A 15,740-nucleotide genomic window follows, 5' to 3' on the forward strand; every position below is an offset into this window, starting at 1 on the left:
ATCCCGGACGGATTTTCGTGATGACCGCGCAAGGCGAGTGCAGGCGGGCGCCGACGCCTCGGCAACCCGCCGCCGAGAGCGCGGTTTCTCGCCTGCCCTGAATCTTCTGCGACGGAACTCCGGCGACGGGGCGTAGATTGTCTGACCAACGAAGGAGGATCACATGCGACGCGCACTTGCTCTTACCCTGGCGCTGGCCGGAAGCCTTGCCACCGTCTCGACCGCCGTCCCCGTGGCCGCCCAGGGCTGCCCGCCGGGCCTCACCAAGAAGAACAACGGCTGCACGCCGCCGGGGCTCGCCAAGAAGGGCGTGAACCAGGACCGCCACCATGACGGCGCGTATCGCGACCGGGAGCGCGAGGTCGTCTACCGCTACGGCGTGGGCGAACGGATCGGCGACGACTATGTGATCGTGCGCGAGCCGCGCGATTACGGCCTCGACCCGGCGTATACCTATGCCCGCACAAACGACACGGTCTACCGGATCGACCGCGAGACCCGCGAGGTTCTTCAGGTGGTTGGCCTGCTGTCGCGCCTGCTCAACTGATCCGACGACCCGGGACGCGGGGGGGCATTCGCCCGCACCTGCTCAGGCCCGCTGGCGCACCATGCGCCGGCGGGCTTCGTTTTGCGCGGGTCGCACCACGTCGAAAAACCATAGCCGGACACCGCGCGCAAAAAGGCCGGGATCCCGCGAGGGACCCCGGCCAGTCCGGGCAACGTGTCGGGGATGGGCGGGTGCCGGGTTACGCCGGCATGTCCGCCCGGTTGCCCAGCTCGATAGTGAAGGTCTGGGCGTCGCCGCGGCGCAGCACCTCGATCTCCACGCTCGCGCCGGGGCGCTTGACCGCGATGGCGCGGGTCAGGTCGCGCGGTCCGGTCATCTCTTCACCGTCGACGCGGGTGACGATGTCGCCATCCTCGAGACCCGCTTCCTCGGCGGGGGTGCCGTCCTGCACCGCCTCGATCATCACGCCGTCGTTGTCGAAGCCGAGCGCACGCGCCACGTCCTCGGACAACGGCTTGATCTGCACGCCGAGCCAGCCCCGCTCGACCGCGCCGTCGTCCACGAGGTCGGCGACCACTTCCGAGGCCAGCTCTGACGGGACCGAGAAGCCGATGCCGACGCTGCCGCCGGTCGGCGAGATGATCGCGGTATTCACGCCGACGACCTGGCCTTGCTCGTTGAACAGCGGGCCGCCCGAGTTGCCGCGGTTGATCGCCGCGTCGGTCTGGATGAAGTCGTCGAACGGACCGGCGTTCAGGTCGCGGCCGAGCGCCGAGACGATACCGGTGGTCACCGTATTGCCGAGACCGAACGGGTTGCCCATGGCGATCACGTTCTGGCCGACCTGCAGCGTGGTCGAGTCGCCGAAGGAGACGTGGGTCAGGTCATCGGCGTCGATCTCGATCACGGCGAGGTCGGTGGCTTCGTCCACGCCCAGCACCTCGGCCTCGAACTCGCGCCCGTCCTCGAGCGTCACCGTCACCTCGTTGGCGTCCGACACAACGTGGGCGTTGGTCACGATGCGCCCGTCCTCGGAGATGACGAAGCCGGTGCCGGCGCCCTGCATGGGCTGTGACGGCGCACCGCCGTGGGGCATCTGGCCGCCCTGGTTCGGCATCCCGAACCGCTTCATGAACTCTTCCCACGGGAAGTCGCCGCCCGGGCCGCCCTGCGGCATCGCGCCCTGCATCGAGGCGTTCTGGCGGGTTTTGGTCACCTCGATCGTGACGACCGCGGGCGAAAGCTCCTTCACGAGGTCGACGTAGTCGGTGCCCATGGTCGGCGCGGCCTCGGCCGGCGTCGCGGTCTGGCCCAGCGTCACGGCGCCGCCGGTGGCGACCATCGCGGCGAGCGCGATGCCGGTGGCGACGCGGCGGGGGTGATCGGCAAGTCTTGTCATGCTCTGTTCGCTCCTTGGCGCGGGACCTCGGCGCCGGGGATGTCGTCCGGCGGTCCGTGTCCGGCGCGTGGTCCGGTTGATCCTGTCGCCGGGGCCGAGCGGTCGGGCCGCGTCCACCGGCGGACTGACCCAAAGATCGCCCCCCGAGATTGCAGCGGCAGGGGGCGACCCATTACATGTCTGCAAGGTTTGTCACGCCCGCGGGAGCCGCGCGCCGAACGCTTGAAATCGACCGCGCCGCGGCCTCATCTGCACCCAACCCAACCACGTCCGCAGCAACCGTTCCGGGGCGCCATGAAACTTCTCGTCGTCGAGGACGACCCCACCACCGCGGAGTTCATCGAGCGCGGCCTGACCGAGGAGGGCCACGCGGTGGACTGCCTCGCCTCGGGGCGGGACGCGCTGTCGCAGGCGATGGCGCAGCCCTACGACGTCATGGTGATCGACCGGATGCTGCCCGATCTCGACGGGCTGTCGCTCATCAAGGCGCTGCGGGCGGCCAAGGTCTCGACCCCGGCGCTGTTCCTGACCGCCATGGGCGGCACCGACGACCGGATCGAGGGACTGCGAGCGGGCGGCGACGACTACCTCACCAAGCCCTTCGCCTTTGGAGAGCTTTCCGCCCGCATCGCCGCGCTGGCGCGCCGCCTGCCGCTGGCCGAGGAGGCCGAGACCACGCTGCGCGCCGGAGACCTCGAGATGGACCTCGTGCGCCGGACGGTGACGCGGGGCGGCCAAACCATCGACCTGCTGCCGCGCGAGTTCGCGCTGCTCGAACATCTCCTGCGCCGGAAGGGGCGCGTGCAGACCCGGACGATGCTGCTCGAGGGCGTGTGGAACCTGCATTTCGACCCGCAGACCAACGTGGTCGAGACCCACATCTCGCGCCTGCGCGCCAAGGTCGACAAACCGTTCCAGCGCGACCTGATCGTGACGGTGCGGGGCGCGGGTTACAGGATCGACGGCTGATGCGGCGATTGCCGCGTATCCTTCGCTCGACGCCGGTGCGGCTGGCGCTGATGCTGGTGGTGCTGTTCACGCTGGTGAACGGCGCGACGCTCGGCGGGGCCTACCTGCAGCTCGCCGCCTCCACCCGCGCCCAGATCCGCGCAAGCCTCGAAGCCGAGATGGCCGGGTTCGACGTGACCGCCACGCCCGCCGCACTCGCGACGCTGGTGCGCGCCCGCGCCCGCGCCGCCGACCCGGCCGACTCCGTCTACCTGTTCCTCGGTGACGACGGCCGCCGGGCCGGCAATGCCGACGCGATCATCCGGGGCGACCGGGCCAAGCTCGTGCCCGCCGGCCCCGACCGGCAGCTGTCGGACGCGGGCTACGAGCAAGAGGTGCGTCGTCTGTCATCGGGTTGGCTGATCCTCGCCGAGAGCCTTGCCCCGCTCGATGACCTGCGGCGGACGTTCCTGACCCTGCTGGGTCTCAGTCTCGGACCAACGGCGCTGCTGTCGCTTGGGCTCGGCACGTTGATCGCGCGGCGCTCGGCCCGGCGGGTGGCGCGGATCGAGCGGACGCTGGCGGCGCTGGCATCGGGCGATCTGGCGGCGCGCTACGCGGGCGACCACCGCGCCGATGACGACCTCGCGCGGATCGGGCAGAGCGTGAATCGCATGGCCGAGCGGCAGGAGGCCGCCACCGAAGCGCTGCGGCAGGTGTCGAGCGACATCGCCCACGACCTGCGTACGCCCTTGCAGCGGATCAGCGTGACGCTGGCCGATCTGCGCGCGCGGCTCGGGCCGGATCACGAGGCCGCCCATCTGGCCGAGGCCGCGGGCGACGAGGCGGACCGCGCCACGGGTGTCTTCCGCGCGCTCCTGCACATCGCGCAGATCGAGGGGGGCGGGCCGGCACAGCATTTCAGTCCGCTCGACCTGACCGAGGTCGCTGCCGAGATGGCAGAGCTCTACGAACCGGCCGCCGAAGAAGCCGGCGTGGCGCTGCATGTCGCGCCCGCGCATGGCCCGGTGCCGGTCCTCGGCGATCGCGACCTGATCGCGCAGGCGCTCGCCAACCTCATCGAGAACGCGCTGCGCCATGCCGGCGGCGGCGCCGAGGTCTACATCGCCGTGTCGCCGGACCGGGCGCTGACGGTCGAGGACACCGGCCCCGGCATCCCCGAGGCCGAGCGCGACCGCGTTCTTCGCCGCCTCCACCGGCTCGAGCGCAGCCGCACCACGCCGGGCAATGGCCTGGGCCTCGCCCTGGTGGCCGCGATCGCCCAGGTTCACGATGCCCGGCTCGAGCTGACGGATGCGACGCCGGGCCTGCGGGTGCGGCTCGAGTTCCCCGAGCCCGTGGGGGCTGGGACATCCGGCTGACACATTATTTTCGTGCGGGCCTTGTCCGGGGGTCAACCGCTCCCGATTTCCGTCGCGCGTTCACCCCATGTCCGAAGGACACTCCCACATGCGCACCCTCCTCGCCGCACTCGCCCTGTCGACGGCGGCCCTGCCCGCCATGGCCGACAGCGTCACGGGCACCGTCGCCGCCTATGATCGCGTGGACAACGTCCTCGTCCTCGATGACCGCACGATCTGGTCTCTGGAAACCCTCGCCGAGGTGCCGGAAGGCCTTTCCGCAGGCAAGGAAGTGACGATCCGCTACACCTCTAACGCCGACAACGGCTGGCAGAAGATCAATGCCATCGAGGTGAAGGGCTGAGATCAGCCCCCCGCGCGGGCGCCCGGCGTTCCGCCACGCTCCGGGCGCGGAACATGCCCGAAGGGCACCGCATCATCGCCAGCCTGCCCACTCGGGCTGGCGATCCTCTCTGCCCGAGCGCCTTCGGGTCGAAGTCATGTGGGTGCGGCCGGGAGACGTCGGCATCGACTGGCGTGATTGTCGGCTCGCGGGCTGGAGATGGCGCACACTAACGGGTTGGCCCACCACTCGGGACGCACGCTCTGCCCAGGCCGAAGGCCGTTCAGCGCGCGAACACGCGGCTCAGTGAATTCCGTCCGGCCCGTGCTTCAGGATCACCGGAACGATCAGCTCTTCCTCGTCCACCAGGTGCCGGTCGAGCAGGGCGTCGAAGGACAGCAATTCCTCGCGGAACGGGCCGACCTCGGCGCCCTCGCGCAGCACGCCATTGGCCTTGCGGGTGAACCGGTCGAGCAGGCCGTCCATGGCGTCGTGATCCTTGTCGAGAATGCCGAAGCCACGGACCAGACCCGGCTCCATCTTGCTTAGCGCCGGGAAGTAGTGGTGATCCTCGATCTGGTGATGGCCGTGCAGTTCGTTCACCAGCGCCCCGCCATAGCGCGCGAGCCGGGCCTGCTGCTGCTCGGGGTCGAGCGCGCCATCCATCTGGCGCTCGGCATCCTCGCGCAAAAGCGCGGTGATCTTGCGGAACATCATGTGCCGCTCGAGCCAGAACTGCACCAGCCCGGCAAAGTTGGCGTGCGCGTCCCATTCGGAACGCGGATAGGTCTGCAGCAGCACGCGCAGGGCGTCGGGCAGTCCGGTGCGCGCGTCGAGCGCGAGATCGTCAGTCATGGCTCACCTCCGATGCGGCCATATGCGCGGGTGCGGTGCGGGATCAAGTCAGGGCGGCCATGTCCGGGGCGGGCGGCTGTGCCCCATCGTGGCGCGGGGGGCACGCCGTCTTGGGGTCGGGACATCCTGACTGTCGGGAGCGGTGCAGGCCGGGTTACCCTTGCGTCACCCAGAAACGGCAAACACCGGGATCCGGACATGACCCGCCGCATCTTCACCCTGCTCGCCGCGCTCACGCTGATCGCCCTGCCCCTGATCGGGGCCGCCGATCGCTCCGGGCAGACGGCCACGCCCGACGCCGCCACCGGCGCCGCGGACCTCTGAGCCCCGCGCGGGGCGCCCGCGGCCCGCTCAGGCGGTGCCGTAGACGGTGCCCCAGCGCTTGATGAGCTCCATCTGCCACTTCTTCGCGCGGGTGTTGTAGGTGCGTGCGCCCGGCGGGCCCTCGCGGTCTTCGCGCGCGATGGTGGCGCGGTGATCGAGGTCACCGGAAAAGATCGCGAAGGCCAGTTCGGTCCCGTCGGGACAGTCGATGTAGCCCGCCAGCCCCGAGACGAAGTTCAGCGTGCCGGTCTTGGCGTGCACGTCGAGCGGATGGTTCGACAGGATCCGGCGCGAGTCGTCGCGCATGGGAATGGGCTTGAGGATCGGTTTGAGATCCAGCCGCTCCCGCAGGGCGATCAGCGCGCGCGTCATCGCCACCGGCGCGACACGACTGTCCTCGCCGAGACCCGAATGATCGACCAGCGCGATGCCGGTCACGCCCAGCTCGGCCTCGGCCCAGCCGTTCAGCTCGGCGGCCGACGCCTCGAGCGAGGCGGGCACCGATCCGGTCGCGGCCGCGGTGGCCGCACAGCCGACAACCTCGGCGGTCAGGTTCGTCGACCACTTGAGCATGTCCTGCAGGATGTCGGTCAGCGGCTGGCTCTCGCGGCGTGCCAGTTCGCGCGCGTCCTCGGGCAGCGTGTCGACCACCTCGGGGGACTTCAGGCGCAGACCGTTCGAGCCTGCCACGGCCTGGAACACCTCGCCGGCGTAGAGCGTCGGACGCCGCACCGGCAGCCAGCGCGAGCCGGCATTGCCCAGCGCGGACTTGGCCACGGTCCATTCGTCCCGCGCGTCGCCGTCGTGGTAGGTGTAGACCGGCGTCCGCCGCGCCACGACAACCATGCGCGCCATGTGCACCGGCGGGCGCAGGCTGTCCGAGCGGCCGTCCATCGCCACCTGGTAGCCCTCGCCAGCGCGCTGCCATTCGAAATGCACGCGGTTGTAGTTGAGGTTCAGGCCTGCGACCGACGGGTTGTAGCCGACGTGATCGGGCTGACCGGGATCGATCGCCGGCACCTCGGGCAGTGCGCCGCCCCAGACCAGCAGTCGGCCGGTGACCGACGACACGCCGGCATCGCGCAGATCGCCCGCAAGCGCCGCCAACCCGTCGGTGTCGAGCGTGGGGTCCGCGCCGCCGGCAAGGATCAGGTCGCCGTCGAGCGTGCCGTCCTCGGACACCTCTCCGGTGGTCAGGAGCCGCGTGGCGAAGCGGTGATCGGGGCCCAGATGCTCGAGCGCGTAAGACGCGGTCAGCGCCTTGGCGACGGAGGCGGGCGGCAGGCCTTCGGCGCCGTTCAGGTCTTCCAGCAGTTCGCCGGTCTCGGTGTTGCCCACCGCGCAGCCGAGAAAGCCGTCGAGGTTCGCGGCCGAGGCGATCTCGTCAAGGGTGGGCACCGCGCGCTTGAAGAAGTCCTCGCCACGCGCAAGCGGGCGGAGGGACGTCTCGGGCGCGTTGGCGAAAGCGGGCGCGGCGGCCGTGGTGGCGGCGAGCGCGGCAAGGAAGCGGCGGCGGGTCAAGGGCGCGGTCATGGCGCGGAGTTAACCGGACGCCGCGGGGGGAGACAAGCGGGCCCGTGCGCGTGGGACCGGGCAATTCGTCGTGAGCGCGCCGTGTCATGGGCGAGGCGATGCCGGACACGGCCTTTCACCGGAGGGAATTCCGCCGAGAGCGGCGGAGTGTCTGCGTGGCACCTGCCGCCCCCGCACCAACGGTCAGGATCGACATCGGAGCAGGCCAATGCCCTCGAGACACCGGCGGCTGCGGCGCCCGCTCATCAGCGCGCGACAAAGCCACCGGAACGGGCGGCCTGGCGGAAACCGGACGTCAGCGCTTCCAGCCGCCGCCCGCGCGGATCGCCGACGAGCTGAGGTCGACCATCGGCACGTTCAGGAAGCACCAGGCCGGGGCCTCCATCAGGGGAAGGAGATGCGCCGCCTCCTGCCGCAGGCGCGCGTGGGCATAGACCCGCGCCGCCTTGGAGGTCTGCGCGGACATCCGGCCGCCCGGCCGCGCCAGAACACCCACAGGCACCTGCGCCATGATGCCGTGCCAATTGTCCCAGCGGTGCAGCTGGCGCAGGTTGTCGGCCCCCATGAGCCAGACGAACCGCACCCCGGGATGCCGGGCGCGCAGGTGAAACAGGGTCTCTGCGGTGTATCGTGTGCCGAGCCGGGCCTCGGCGTCACTGATCGTGACGCGGGGGTCATCCACCACCGCGCGCGCCGCGGCCATGCGTTCGGCCAGCGGCGCGGGACCGTGCGCCTTGAGCGGGTTGCCCGGCGAGACCAGCCACACCACGCGATCGAGTCCGAACCTCTTGAGCGCCTCGCGCGTGACATGGGCATGGCCGGCGTGGGCGGGGTCGAAGGACCCGCCAAGAAGACCGACCCGCGTGCCGCGCGGCAGGCTCAGCCCGGTGCTATGCTCGGTGTCGGCCATGATGGTTCCCACTGAAATCCGACCTGTCTCAAACACGGGGTCGGCTTTCGGTGCAACGCCATTCGCTTTTGACACCTGTCGTGCGCGACCCAACTCGTGCACCAGACAAACCCGGAGGAGACCCCATGCAAAGACGCCAATTCCTCGCCACCGCGCCGCTCGTCGGCGCCGCCGCAACGCTCGGCGGCCTTGCCCCCTCGCTCGCTCGCGCAGCCTCCCACAGCGGCGGCGGCAGCGCGCAGGTGCCCGCCTACCAGCGCTTTGCCGTGGGCGACATGACCGTGACCTGCCTCGGTGACGGTTCGCTGCATATCGGGCCCGACTCGCTTATCGGGATCGAGGCCGACGCCTATACCGAGCTCATGCGCGCGCAGTTCCGCGACCCCGAAACCTATCCCACTTCGGTCAACGCCTTCGCGATCCAGCGCGGCGACGAAACCATTCTCGTGGACGCCGGCACCGCCGATGCGATGGGTCCGGGCCTCGGACGCCTGCCCCGGAGCCTCGAGGCCGCTGGCATCGATCCCGCCTCGGTCACGCGCCTCCTGGCCACGCACCTGCACCCCGACCACGTCGCCGGTGCCCTGAGCGGCCAGGACGCGATGTTCCCCAATGCCGAACTCGTGGTCAGCGAGACCGACCGCGCCTTCTGGTCCGACGAGGGCAATTTCTCGGGCGCGCCCGAGATGATGCAGAACTTCGCAAACCTCGCGCGGTCGGTCCTGTCGGCCTATTCGGACCGGCTCGTGACGTTCTCCGGCGAAGAGGACATCGGCTCGGGCATCACCTCGATGCCGCTGCCGGGGCACACGCCGGGTCATTCCGGCTACATGCTGTCCTCGGGCGACGACAGCCTGCTGATCTGGGCCGACATCGTGCACGTCCCGCCGGTGCAGTTCGCCCGGCCCGACGTGGCCATCGGCTTTGACGTCGATCCCGAGCAGGCCGTCGAGACCCGTCAGCGGACCATGGACATGGTGGCCACGGACCGGCTGCAGGTCGCGGGCTCGCATATCGGCTTCCCCGGCGTGGTGAACGTCGAGGCGGCCGAAGACGGCTACCGGATGATCCCGACGGTCTATCACTACGACGTCTAATCCGGACGCGGACGGGCGGCCTTTTTGCCGCCCGTCAGTCCGCCGGACACACCGGATCGCCCAGCGCGACCCGGCCCGGTTCCAGCACCTCGGCGCACCAGCCGCCATGGCCCCGGACCGCGGCGTAGCCGCCGGGGCCGAACGTCTCCTCCATGCGGGAGCACGGCGCGCAAACGACCGTCATGCGCAGCACCGCGCCCCCCACGCGCACGGCGCGGCCCTTCAACGATGCAAGGTTGATCCCCGCGATCAAGAGATTCCGGCGCAGGTCCTCCGGGGCGACCGGCGCGCCCCCGAGATAGGCGCCGATCGCCGCGCAATGTTCGTTCTGAACCAGCGTCACGGCGCGCTTGCCCGCGCGGCCGTGGTCGCCGGACAGCCCGTCCGTCTCGATCCGCGCGGTTTCGACCGCCTGCAGTGGCGCGCGCCGCTCTGACCGGAGGCCGATCCAGGTCACGCGGCCGGGCTGCGCTGTGCGCGCGATCATCTCGGCAAGCTCGCTCATCTCGCCCTCCTTCCGGAAACTTCGGACTTACCGCGAAGCGTGGCTTGAGACACGGCGGCGGCAAGGCCCGGGACCGCCGCACGCAGCACCCCCTCCGTCGCCGCTGTCGCGACGACAGCGTCCCGACACGGCGCGCGCCCCTTGTTTCGCGCGCGTCTCTGGCCAGATCGAACGTATCCGCCGGGCGCGCCGCGCCCGGGCCGTCGAGACAACGACAGGAGGCACGCATGGCCGACCAACTCCGCCGCATCACCCTTGCCAGCCGCCCGCAGGGCGACGCGACAACCGAGCATTTCGCGCTCGAGACAGGTGACATCCCCGAGCCGGGCGCCGGCGAGGCGCTCGTCGCGGTCGATCACTTCTCGCTCGATCCCTACATGCGCGGGCGCATGGACGACGGTCCGAGCTACGCCGAGCCGGTTGCCGTGGGGGCGACCATGGGCGCGCAGGGCGTGGGCCGGGTGATCGCCTCGCGCGCGGACGGCCTGTCCGAAGGCGACGTGGTCACCGGCATGACCGGCTGGGCCAGCCACGCGGTCCTGCCCGCCGAACAGCTGACCAAGGTCCCCGACGGCGTGCCGCCGACGGCGGTGCTGGGCGTCCTTGGCATGCCGGGCTTCACCGGCTGGTTCGGCCTGACCGAGATCGGCAAGCCGAAAGCCGGCGAGACGCTTGTCGTCGGCGCCGCGACCGGGCCGGTCGGCTCGATGGTCGGGCAACTGGCGAAGGCGCACGGGCTTCGGACGGTCGCCGTCGCCGGGGGCGCCGACAAGTGCGAGATGGCGCGCGAGGTCTACGGCTTCGACGCGGCGGTCGATCACCGCGCCTACGGGTCTGTCTCCGAGATGCGCAAGGCGCTGGACGAGGCCGCGCCCGACGGCATCGACATCTACTTCGAGAACGTGGGGGGCAAGACGCTCGAGGCTGTGCTGCCGCTGATGAACACGTTCGGGCGCATCCCGGTCTGCGGCATGGTCGCGTGGTACGATGGCGCGGGCGACGTGCAGACGACGATGCCTGCGCTCTGGCGCACGCTGCTGGTGAAGCGGATGGCCGTGCAAGGCTTCATCATCGCCGACCACTGGGACCGGTTCGGAGCGTTCCAGTCGGACGTGGCTCCGCGCGTGAACAAGGGCGAGATCGAATGGCGCGAGGACGTGGCCAAGGGCATCGAGTCCGCCCCGCAGGCCTTCCTCGACATGCTCAAGGGCGGCAACACCGGCAAGCAGATCGTCGCCGTGTGAGGCGACGGTTGCGTCCCGGGACTGCGTCCCCGGGCCGCCGCCCGGCGGGTCGCCATCGGGAACGCGGCGCATCCCGGCGCCGCGGTTCGACGTTCTGGATTGGCGATTGCGGCAAGGGGCCGGTTCGCCGCCCTTACAACCCGAAGCTCGAGAACGGCAGGTAGCGCACCGGGTCGCCCTGCGTGACCGTCAGTGCCCCGTCCGGCAGCTCGACCAGTCCTTCGGCCCACGACAGGCCGGAGACCCGGCCGGACCCTTCGGAGGGAAACACCTCGGCCCGGCCCTCGCGGATGCGGGCGCGGAGATATTCTCGGCGTCCGGGCTTCTTGCGCTTCTCGAACGCCGCCGGCACGTCGAAGCCCTGCGGCGCGGTCCACTCGGCCCCGGCAAGGCGCGCGAAGGCCGGCCGCGCGAAGATCAGCGCGCAGACGAAGGCCGCGACCGGGTTTCCCGGCAGCCCGAAGACCGGCACGCCCTTCCAGAGGCCCAGCGCGAGGGGCCGCCCGGGCTTGAGCGCGATGCGCCAGTCCTGCATGGCACCGGCCTCCTTCAGCAGCGCGGAGACGTGGTCCTCGTCGCCCGCCGAGGCACCGCCCGACGTGACGATGACGTGCGCCTCGTCCGCCGCCCGATCGAAGCGTGCGCGCAGTTCGTTGCGGTCATCCGGGACACGCCCGAGGTCGAGGCCCGCGTGACCCCAGCGGTCCGCCAGTGCCAGCAGCATCGGACGGTTGGCGTCGTGGATCTGGCCCGGGGCCACCGGCTCTCCGGGTTCGAGGATTTCGTCGCCCGTGGACAGGACCGCGACCCGCAGGCGGTCGCGCACCGGCAGCGCGCCGTGCCCGGATGCCGCCGCCAACGCGAGGTCGGCCGGGGTTAGTACGCGGCCCCCGGGCAGCACGCACGCCCCGGTCTGCACATCCTCACCCGCGCGGCGGGTGTTGGCGCGAGGTTTCACCGGCCCGCGGAACGCCACACGGGTGGCGTCGGCGCGGGTGTCCTCGTCAAGCACCACGGTGTCCACGCCCTCGGGCAGCGCCGCGCCCGTCAGCACGCGCACGGCATGGCCCGCCGGCACCGCTCGGCCCAGCGGACGACCCGCGGCGGCGCGGCCCTCGACCAGCGGCAAGACGATCTCCTCCCCCTGCCCCGCTTCGGCGGCGAAGCCGTAGCCGTCCACGGCGGTGTTGGCCTCGGGCGGGTTCGGACGCAGCGCGTGCAGGTCGGCGGCGAGGACGCGGCCCGCCGCTTCGGCCAGCGGGACTTTCGAGGCCGCGACGACGGGCGACAAGCGATCCCGCAGCGTGGCCAGCGCGGTGTCGACCGGCGTCCACTCCACCCCCGCGGGCAGCGCGAAACAGTCGTCGCGCAAGGGCGGCGGGGCGAGGGTCGGTTGGGCGCCAGCGGCCTCGATCAGCGCCGCCTCGTGGCCAAGCCCGAGGATCCACCCCTCCTCTGTGTCGCCTTCGGCGAGCATGGCGTCCAACGCATCGGATGGCAGCGCCGCGAGCGCCTCGGCCAGCACGCGCACCTGGGCGCGGTCCTTGATCTCGTCCGCTCCGGTGCGCGCGGCGACGGCCCCGGCGATAAGCGAGGGGAAGACCTCGGCCAGCACGATGCCGTTGCCCGCGGCCTCGAACGGCGGCACAGTCAGCTCGGCGCCGAAACGGCTGCGAAGGCGCTGGAGGACCGGCAGCCCGAGCAGCGCCTGAGAGCCGACGGAGCCTGTGGTGTAGAGCTTCCAGCACGGCTGCGCGCGCGGAAGATCGGCCTCGGCGCGCCGCCGTTCCGGCATGCCATGGCCGTCTCGCTCGGTCCCGCGCGCGGGCAGAACGGCGTCGGCCTCGCCCGCCGGGCAGCCCCAGAACGGCCCGGTTCCCGGGAACAGCCCGTTCAGCGTCCGCGCCACGTCCCAGCGGTTGTTGCCATTGTCCGGCCCGTCCTCGACCGCGTCCGCCAGCCAGGCCCAGAGCGCGAAGGGGTCGTCCGAACCGGTCACGGCCCGTGCGAAGCCGCGCGGATAGCCGAAGGGGAAGTCGAAGCCCGCGAGCACCCGCCGCCCCTCCGCGCGCTCGGCCTCGAACAGCGCGACGAGATCGGCCTCGGCCGCCGCGCGGGTCCGGAAGTAGCGGGCCTCCGCCGGGCCTCCGTTCCGCGCGATGCCGATCCAGATCGCGTCCGCCACCGGCCGCGCCGGAGACGGGGCCGACCGCGCCGACCAGTCGACCACGACGACCGTATCGAAGCCGGTCAAAGCCCCACCTCGGACAGCACGAAATCCGCGATGGCGGCGGTGTCGTCCAGGTCGAAGACCGGTCGGTCGAGCGACAGCCGCGAGTCGCTCGCCACCGCGCGGATCGTCGGATCGTCGGGCGCGATCAGCGGCTGCCCGGTTTCGCCGCGATGGGCCTCGATCTTGGGGTGCCGGTCGCGCTTGTAGCCCTCGATCAGGATCAGGTCGACCGGCGCCATGCGGGCGATCAACGTGTCGAGCGTCGGCTCGGCTTCGCCGCGCAGCTCGGTCATCAGCGCGGTGCGGTTGCGCGAGGCCAGCATGACCTCGTGCGCCCCGGCAGTGCGGTGGCGGAACGAGTCGCGGCCCTCCTGGTCCACGTCAAAGCTGTGATGGGCGTGCTTGATGGTGCTCACGCGAAAGCCACGCCCGGTGATCTCGGTCACCAGCCGCTCCATCAGGCCGGTCTTGCCGGAGTTCTTCCAGCCGGTCACGCCATAGAGCCTCATGCGCGTCCCGCCCCAGCGGCGATCATCTCCTGCGCCGCCTCGAGGTCCTCGGGCGTGTTGACGTTGAAGAAGGGCTCTCCGGGTCCGTCGAACAGCGCCTCTCGCCCGTCATGGCGGTCGGTCCAGAGCACCACCTTGCGGACGCCGTCCCCGAGTGCCGCGCGCAGGTCGTCGCGCAGCGCGACCGGCCAGAGGCCGAACGTCGGGTGCCGGGCCGTGCCACGGCGCGGGTCGGGTGTGGCCGCCAGCGCGAGCGGCGCGTCCATGCCCCCGCACTCCGCCTGAAGCCGGGCGACCAGATCGCGCGGAAAGAAGGGCGTATCGGCAGCGACGGTCACGATGGTCTCGGCCCCTTGCCCGGCCGCCCAGTCAAGACCGGCGAGGACACCGGCGAGCGGCCCGGGATAGTCGGCCACGCTGTCGGGCAGGACCGGCAGGCCCCAGTCCGCGAACCGCGCCGGGTCTCCGTTGGCGTTGAGCGCCATGCCCGCGACCTGCGGGGCCAGCCGCGCGATCACCTGGTCGAGAAGCGTCGCTCCGCCCAGCGGCAAGAGGCCCTTGTCGCCCCCGCCCATGCGCGTGGCGCGGCCGCCTGCGAGGATGACACCCAGCGGTGCGGTCATTCCTTCCTCCGGTCGTGCTTGTAGGCGGTGGGCATCAGCGCCGGCATCGGCAGCGTGACAAAGCCCGTCTCTGCCTCGTCCGGGACAGCGATCAGCGCGCCCGGCGCGTAGTCCAGCATCAGTTCGCGGCACGGGCCGCACGGCGGGATCACCCGCCCGTGACGGTTGACGGCCGCGACGAAGGTCACCCGGTCATCGGGGTCAGCGGCCATCGCCATGCCCAGCGCCACCGGCTCGGCGCAGATGCTGGCGCGCGGCAAGGTGCTGTCGAGGTTGATCCCGAGATACTGCCGCCCGGACGCGGTCAGCACCACGGCCGCCACCGCGTGCCAGTCGCCCCGCTGGCGGCTGGCCGAGAACGCCCGCGCCGCCTCGATGGCCGCTGCATGGGCCGGGTCCGGACGCCGGGGGCCTGTCATGCGCCGGCCTTGCGGCGGGACTTGCGGCCCTCGTCAGGTACATCCGCCGGATCGGCGTCGCGCACCAGCCGCTCTTCGCCGGCGAGGCAGACGAAGCGCTGCCCGCGCAGACGCCCGATCAGGGTCAGGTTCACCTGCCGGGCGATCTCGACGCCCCAGGCGGTGAAGCCCGAGCGCGAGGCCAGCGCCGGGATCCCCATGAGAGCGCACTTGATGACCATTTCCGAGGTCAGCCGCCCGGTGGTGTAGAGGATCTTGTCCTCGGCCGTCGCACCTTCGAGCACCATCCAGCCCGCGACCTTGTCCACCGCGTTGTGGCGGCCGACATCCTCCATGTAGACGAGCGGGCGGTCACGCTCGCAGAGGACCGTTCCGTGAATCGCCCCGGCCTCGAGGTAGAGCGACGGCGTCGTGTTGATCTTGCGCGACAGGGCATAGAGCCACGAGGTCCGAAGCTCGGCGTCGGGCAGGCGCACGCCCTCCAGCCCCTCCATCATGTCACCGAAGACGGTGCCCACCGCGCAACCCGACGTGCGGGTCTTTTTCTGCATCTTCTCTTCGTAGGTGGTGGCCGAGGCGGTGCGGACCACGACGGTCTCGACCTCCTCGTCGTAGGAGATGCCGGTGATCTCCTCGCCGTCGCGCAGCATCCCCTGGTTCCGCAGGAAACCCACGGCAAGGTAGTCGGGGTGATCCCCGATGGTCATCGCGGTCACGATCTCCTGGCCGTTCAGGAAGATCGTCAGCGGGCGTTCCTCGACCACCTGCGTCTCGACCGGTGCGCCGGTCTGGTCCGTGCCGGTGACAGCGCGGGTCAGGCCGGGCGTGCCGGGGTCCGGCGCCAGGAGGTAGTCGTCCGTGTAAGGGCGGGCCGTCAATTGCATCTCCCTCGTCCGAGGTCTACGCGAATGGCATGGAATGAAAGGGGT

17 protein-coding genes are annotated in these 15,740 nt (G+C 71.1%); 7 read left to right on the forward strand and 10 right to left on the reverse strand.

Translation table 11 applies throughout. The features are described 5' to 3' along the window. The first annotated feature begins 163 nt into the window (after positions 1-163). Entirely contained in the window at positions 164-547 is a 384-nt protein-coding gene (locus tag BMX29_RS03130) for an excinuclease ABC subunit A (protein ID WP_244889132.1), read from the forward strand. A gap of 199 nt (positions 548-746) precedes the next feature. On the opposite strand, the gene BMX29_RS03135 is transcribed toward BMX29_RS03130, so the two are convergent. Beyond that, a complete protein-coding gene (locus BMX29_RS03135) occupies positions 747-1,907 on the reverse strand; it encodes a S1C family serine protease (RefSeq protein WP_092810333.1) in 1,161 nt (386 codons plus the stop codon). Between the two features lie 294 nt (positions 1,908-2,201). On the opposite strand from BMX29_RS03135, the gene BMX29_RS03140 reads away from it, so the two are divergent. The 3 genes from BMX29_RS03140 (at position 2,202) to BMX29_RS03150 (ending at position 4,580) form a co-directional block, all read left to right on the forward strand. Further along, positions 2,202-2,876 carry a response regulator gene (locus tag BMX29_RS03140; protein WP_043843025.1) on the forward strand — a complete coding sequence of 225 codons (675 nt, stop codon included), beginning with the start codon at positions 2,202-2,204 and terminating at the stop codon, positions 2,874-2,876. Continuing rightward, the gene (locus tag BMX29_RS03145; protein ID WP_092810335.1) at positions 2,876-4,237 is read left to right on the forward strand and encodes a sensor histidine kinase; all 1,362 of its coding nucleotides are present in this window, start codon (positions 2,876-2,878) and stop codon (positions 4,235-4,237) included. The genes BMX29_RS03140 and BMX29_RS03145 overlap by 1 nt, the downstream gene beginning before the upstream one ends. Before the next feature lie 88 nt (positions 4,238-4,325). Continuing rightward, positions 4,326-4,580 (forward strand): hypothetical protein, encoded by a 255-nt coding sequence (locus tag BMX29_RS03150; protein WP_092810337.1) that lies wholly within the window; start codon positions 4,326-4,328, stop codon positions 4,578-4,580. A 282-nt stretch (positions 4,581-4,862) separates the two neighbouring features. Here the strand turns inward: BMX29_RS03150 and BMX29_RS03155 are convergent, their stop codons facing one another. Beyond that, entirely contained in the window at positions 4,863-5,414 is a 552-nt protein-coding gene (locus BMX29_RS03155) for a hemerythrin domain-containing protein (protein ID WP_092810339.1), read from the reverse strand. A gap of 198 nt (positions 5,415-5,612) precedes the next feature. Here BMX29_RS03155 and BMX29_RS19720 point away from each other — a divergent pair, with 198 nt between their 5' ends. After that, the gene (locus tag BMX29_RS19720) at positions 5,613-5,738 is read left to right on the forward strand and encodes a hypothetical protein (RefSeq protein WP_276202306.1); all 126 of its coding nucleotides are present in this window, start codon (positions 5,613-5,615) and stop codon (positions 5,736-5,738) included. Between the two features lie 27 nt (positions 5,739-5,765). Here BMX29_RS19720 and dacB read toward each other — a convergent pair whose 3' ends face one another. Beyond that, positions 5,766-7,271: a D-alanyl-D-alanine carboxypeptidase/D-alanyl-D-alanine endopeptidase gene (gene dacB, locus BMX29_RS03160; RefSeq protein WP_092810340.1), complete on the reverse strand. Its 1,506-nt coding sequence runs from the start codon at positions 7,269-7,271 to the stop codon at positions 5,766-5,768. Between the two features lie 295 nt (positions 7,272-7,566). Continuing rightward, positions 7,567-8,181 carry a nicotinate-nucleotide adenylyltransferase gene (locus tag BMX29_RS03165; RefSeq protein ID WP_092810342.1) on the reverse strand — a complete coding sequence of 205 codons (615 nt, stop codon included), beginning with the start codon at positions 8,179-8,181 and terminating at the stop codon, positions 7,567-7,569. A gap of 125 nt (positions 8,182-8,306) precedes the next feature. Here BMX29_RS03165 and BMX29_RS03170 point away from each other — a divergent pair, with 125 nt between their 5' ends. Then, positions 8,307-9,278: an MBL fold metallo-hydrolase gene (locus BMX29_RS03170; protein WP_092810344.1), complete on the forward strand. Its 972-nt coding sequence runs from the start codon at positions 8,307-8,309 to the stop codon at positions 9,276-9,278. A gap of 34 nt (positions 9,279-9,312) precedes the next feature. Here the strand turns inward: BMX29_RS03170 and BMX29_RS03175 are convergent, their stop codons facing one another. Then, positions 9,313-9,783 (reverse strand): MOSC domain-containing protein, encoded by a 471-nt coding sequence (locus BMX29_RS03175; RefSeq protein WP_092810346.1) that lies wholly within the window; start codon positions 9,781-9,783, stop codon positions 9,313-9,315. A 227-nt stretch (positions 9,784-10,010) separates the two neighbouring features. Between BMX29_RS03175 and BMX29_RS03180 the strand changes: the two genes are divergently transcribed. Beyond that, the gene (locus BMX29_RS03180; RefSeq protein ID WP_092810348.1) at positions 10,011-11,027 is read left to right on the forward strand and encodes an NADP-dependent oxidoreductase; all 1,017 of its coding nucleotides are present in this window, start codon (positions 10,011-10,013) and stop codon (positions 11,025-11,027) included. 133 nt (positions 11,028-11,160) lie between these two features. On the opposite strand, the gene BMX29_RS03185 is transcribed toward BMX29_RS03180, so the two are convergent. From BMX29_RS03185 to fdhD, 5 genes are read right to left on the reverse strand one after another with little or no spacing between them, the layout of a single operon-like run. Beyond that, positions 11,161-13,281 (reverse strand): molybdenum cofactor synthesis domain-containing protein, encoded by a 2,121-nt coding sequence (locus tag BMX29_RS03185; protein ID WP_092810350.1) that lies wholly within the window; start codon positions 13,279-13,281, stop codon positions 11,161-11,163. Then, the gene (gene mobB, locus BMX29_RS03190) at positions 13,278-13,769 is read right to left on the reverse strand and encodes a molybdopterin-guanine dinucleotide biosynthesis protein B (protein WP_092810352.1); all 492 of its coding nucleotides are present in this window, start codon (positions 13,767-13,769) and stop codon (positions 13,278-13,280) included. The genes BMX29_RS03185 and mobB overlap by 4 nt, the downstream gene beginning before the upstream one ends. Then, the gene (gene mobA, locus BMX29_RS03195) at positions 13,766-14,392 is read right to left on the reverse strand and encodes a molybdenum cofactor guanylyltransferase MobA (RefSeq protein ID WP_092810354.1); all 627 of its coding nucleotides are present in this window, start codon (positions 14,390-14,392) and stop codon (positions 13,766-13,768) included. The genes mobB and mobA overlap by 4 nt, the downstream gene beginning before the upstream one ends. Next, positions 14,389-14,811, reverse strand: coding sequence for a cytidine/deoxycytidylate deaminase family protein (locus BMX29_RS03200; protein WP_051487447.1), 423 nt, complete (start codon positions 14,809-14,811; stop codon positions 14,389-14,391). Before BMX29_RS03200 ends, mobA begins: the two co-directional genes overlap by 4 nt. Beyond that, positions 14,808-15,695 carry a formate dehydrogenase accessory sulfurtransferase FdhD gene (gene fdhD / locus BMX29_RS03205; protein ID WP_043843006.1) on the reverse strand — a complete coding sequence of 296 codons (888 nt, stop codon included), beginning with the start codon at positions 15,693-15,695 and terminating at the stop codon, positions 14,808-14,810. Before fdhD ends, BMX29_RS03200 begins: the two co-directional genes overlap by 4 nt. Positions 15,696-15,740 lie beyond the last annotated feature (45 nt).

It is taken from the genome of Roseivivax marinus (genome assembly GCF_900109705.1).
GTDB lineage: Bacteria > Pseudomonadota > Alphaproteobacteria > Rhodobacterales > Rhodobacteraceae > Roseivivax > Roseivivax marinus.

Coding starts and splice junctions, on each gene's coding strand:
- BMX29_RS03130 (WP_244889132.1), top strand. CDS start 164: ATGCGACGCGCACTTGCTCTTACCCTGGCGCTGGCCGGAAGCCTTGCC.
- BMX29_RS03135 (WP_092810333.1), bottom strand. CDS start 1,907: ATGACAAGACTTGCCGATCACCCCCGCCGCGTCGCCACCGGCATCGCG.
- BMX29_RS03140 (WP_043843025.1), top strand. CDS start 2,202: ATGAAACTTCTCGTCGTCGAGGACGACCCCACCACCGCGGAGTTCATC.
- BMX29_RS03145 (WP_092810335.1), top strand. CDS start 2,876: ATGCGGCGATTGCCGCGTATCCTTCGCTCGACGCCGGTGCGGCTGGCG.
- BMX29_RS03150 (WP_092810337.1), top strand. CDS start 4,326: ATGCGCACCCTCCTCGCCGCACTCGCCCTGTCGACGGCGGCCCTGCCC.
- BMX29_RS03155 (WP_092810339.1), bottom strand. CDS start 5,414: ATGACTGACGATCTCGCGCTCGACGCGCGCACCGGACTGCCCGACGCC.
- BMX29_RS19720 (WP_276202306.1), top strand. CDS start 5,613: ATGACCCGCCGCATCTTCACCCTGCTCGCCGCGCTCACGCTGATCGCC.
- dacB (WP_092810340.1), bottom strand. CDS start 7,271: ATGACCGCGCCCTTGACCCGCCGCCGCTTCCTTGCCGCGCTCGCCGCC.
- BMX29_RS03165 (WP_092810342.1), bottom strand. CDS start 8,181: ATGGCCGACACCGAGCATAGCACCGGGCTGAGCCTGCCGCGCGGCACG.
- BMX29_RS03170 (WP_092810344.1), top strand. CDS start 8,307: ATGCAAAGACGCCAATTCCTCGCCACCGCGCCGCTCGTCGGCGCCGCC.
- BMX29_RS03175 (WP_092810346.1), bottom strand. CDS start 9,783: ATGAGCGAGCTTGCCGAGATGATCGCGCGCACAGCGCAGCCCGGCCGC.
- BMX29_RS03180 (WP_092810348.1), top strand. CDS start 10,011: ATGGCCGACCAACTCCGCCGCATCACCCTTGCCAGCCGCCCGCAGGGC.
- mobB (WP_092810352.1), bottom strand. CDS start 13,769: ATGAGGCTCTATGGCGTGACCGGCTGGAAGAACTCCGGCAAGACCGGC.
- mobA (WP_092810354.1), bottom strand. CDS start 14,392: ATGACCGCACCGCTGGGTGTCATCCTCGCAGGCGGCCGCGCCACGCGC.
- BMX29_RS03200 (WP_051487447.1), bottom strand. CDS start 14,811: ATGACAGGCCCCCGGCGTCCGGACCCGGCCCATGCAGCGGCCATCGAG.
- fdhD (WP_043843006.1), bottom strand. CDS start 15,695: ATGCAATTGACGGCCCGCCCTTACACGGACGACTACCTCCTGGCGCCG.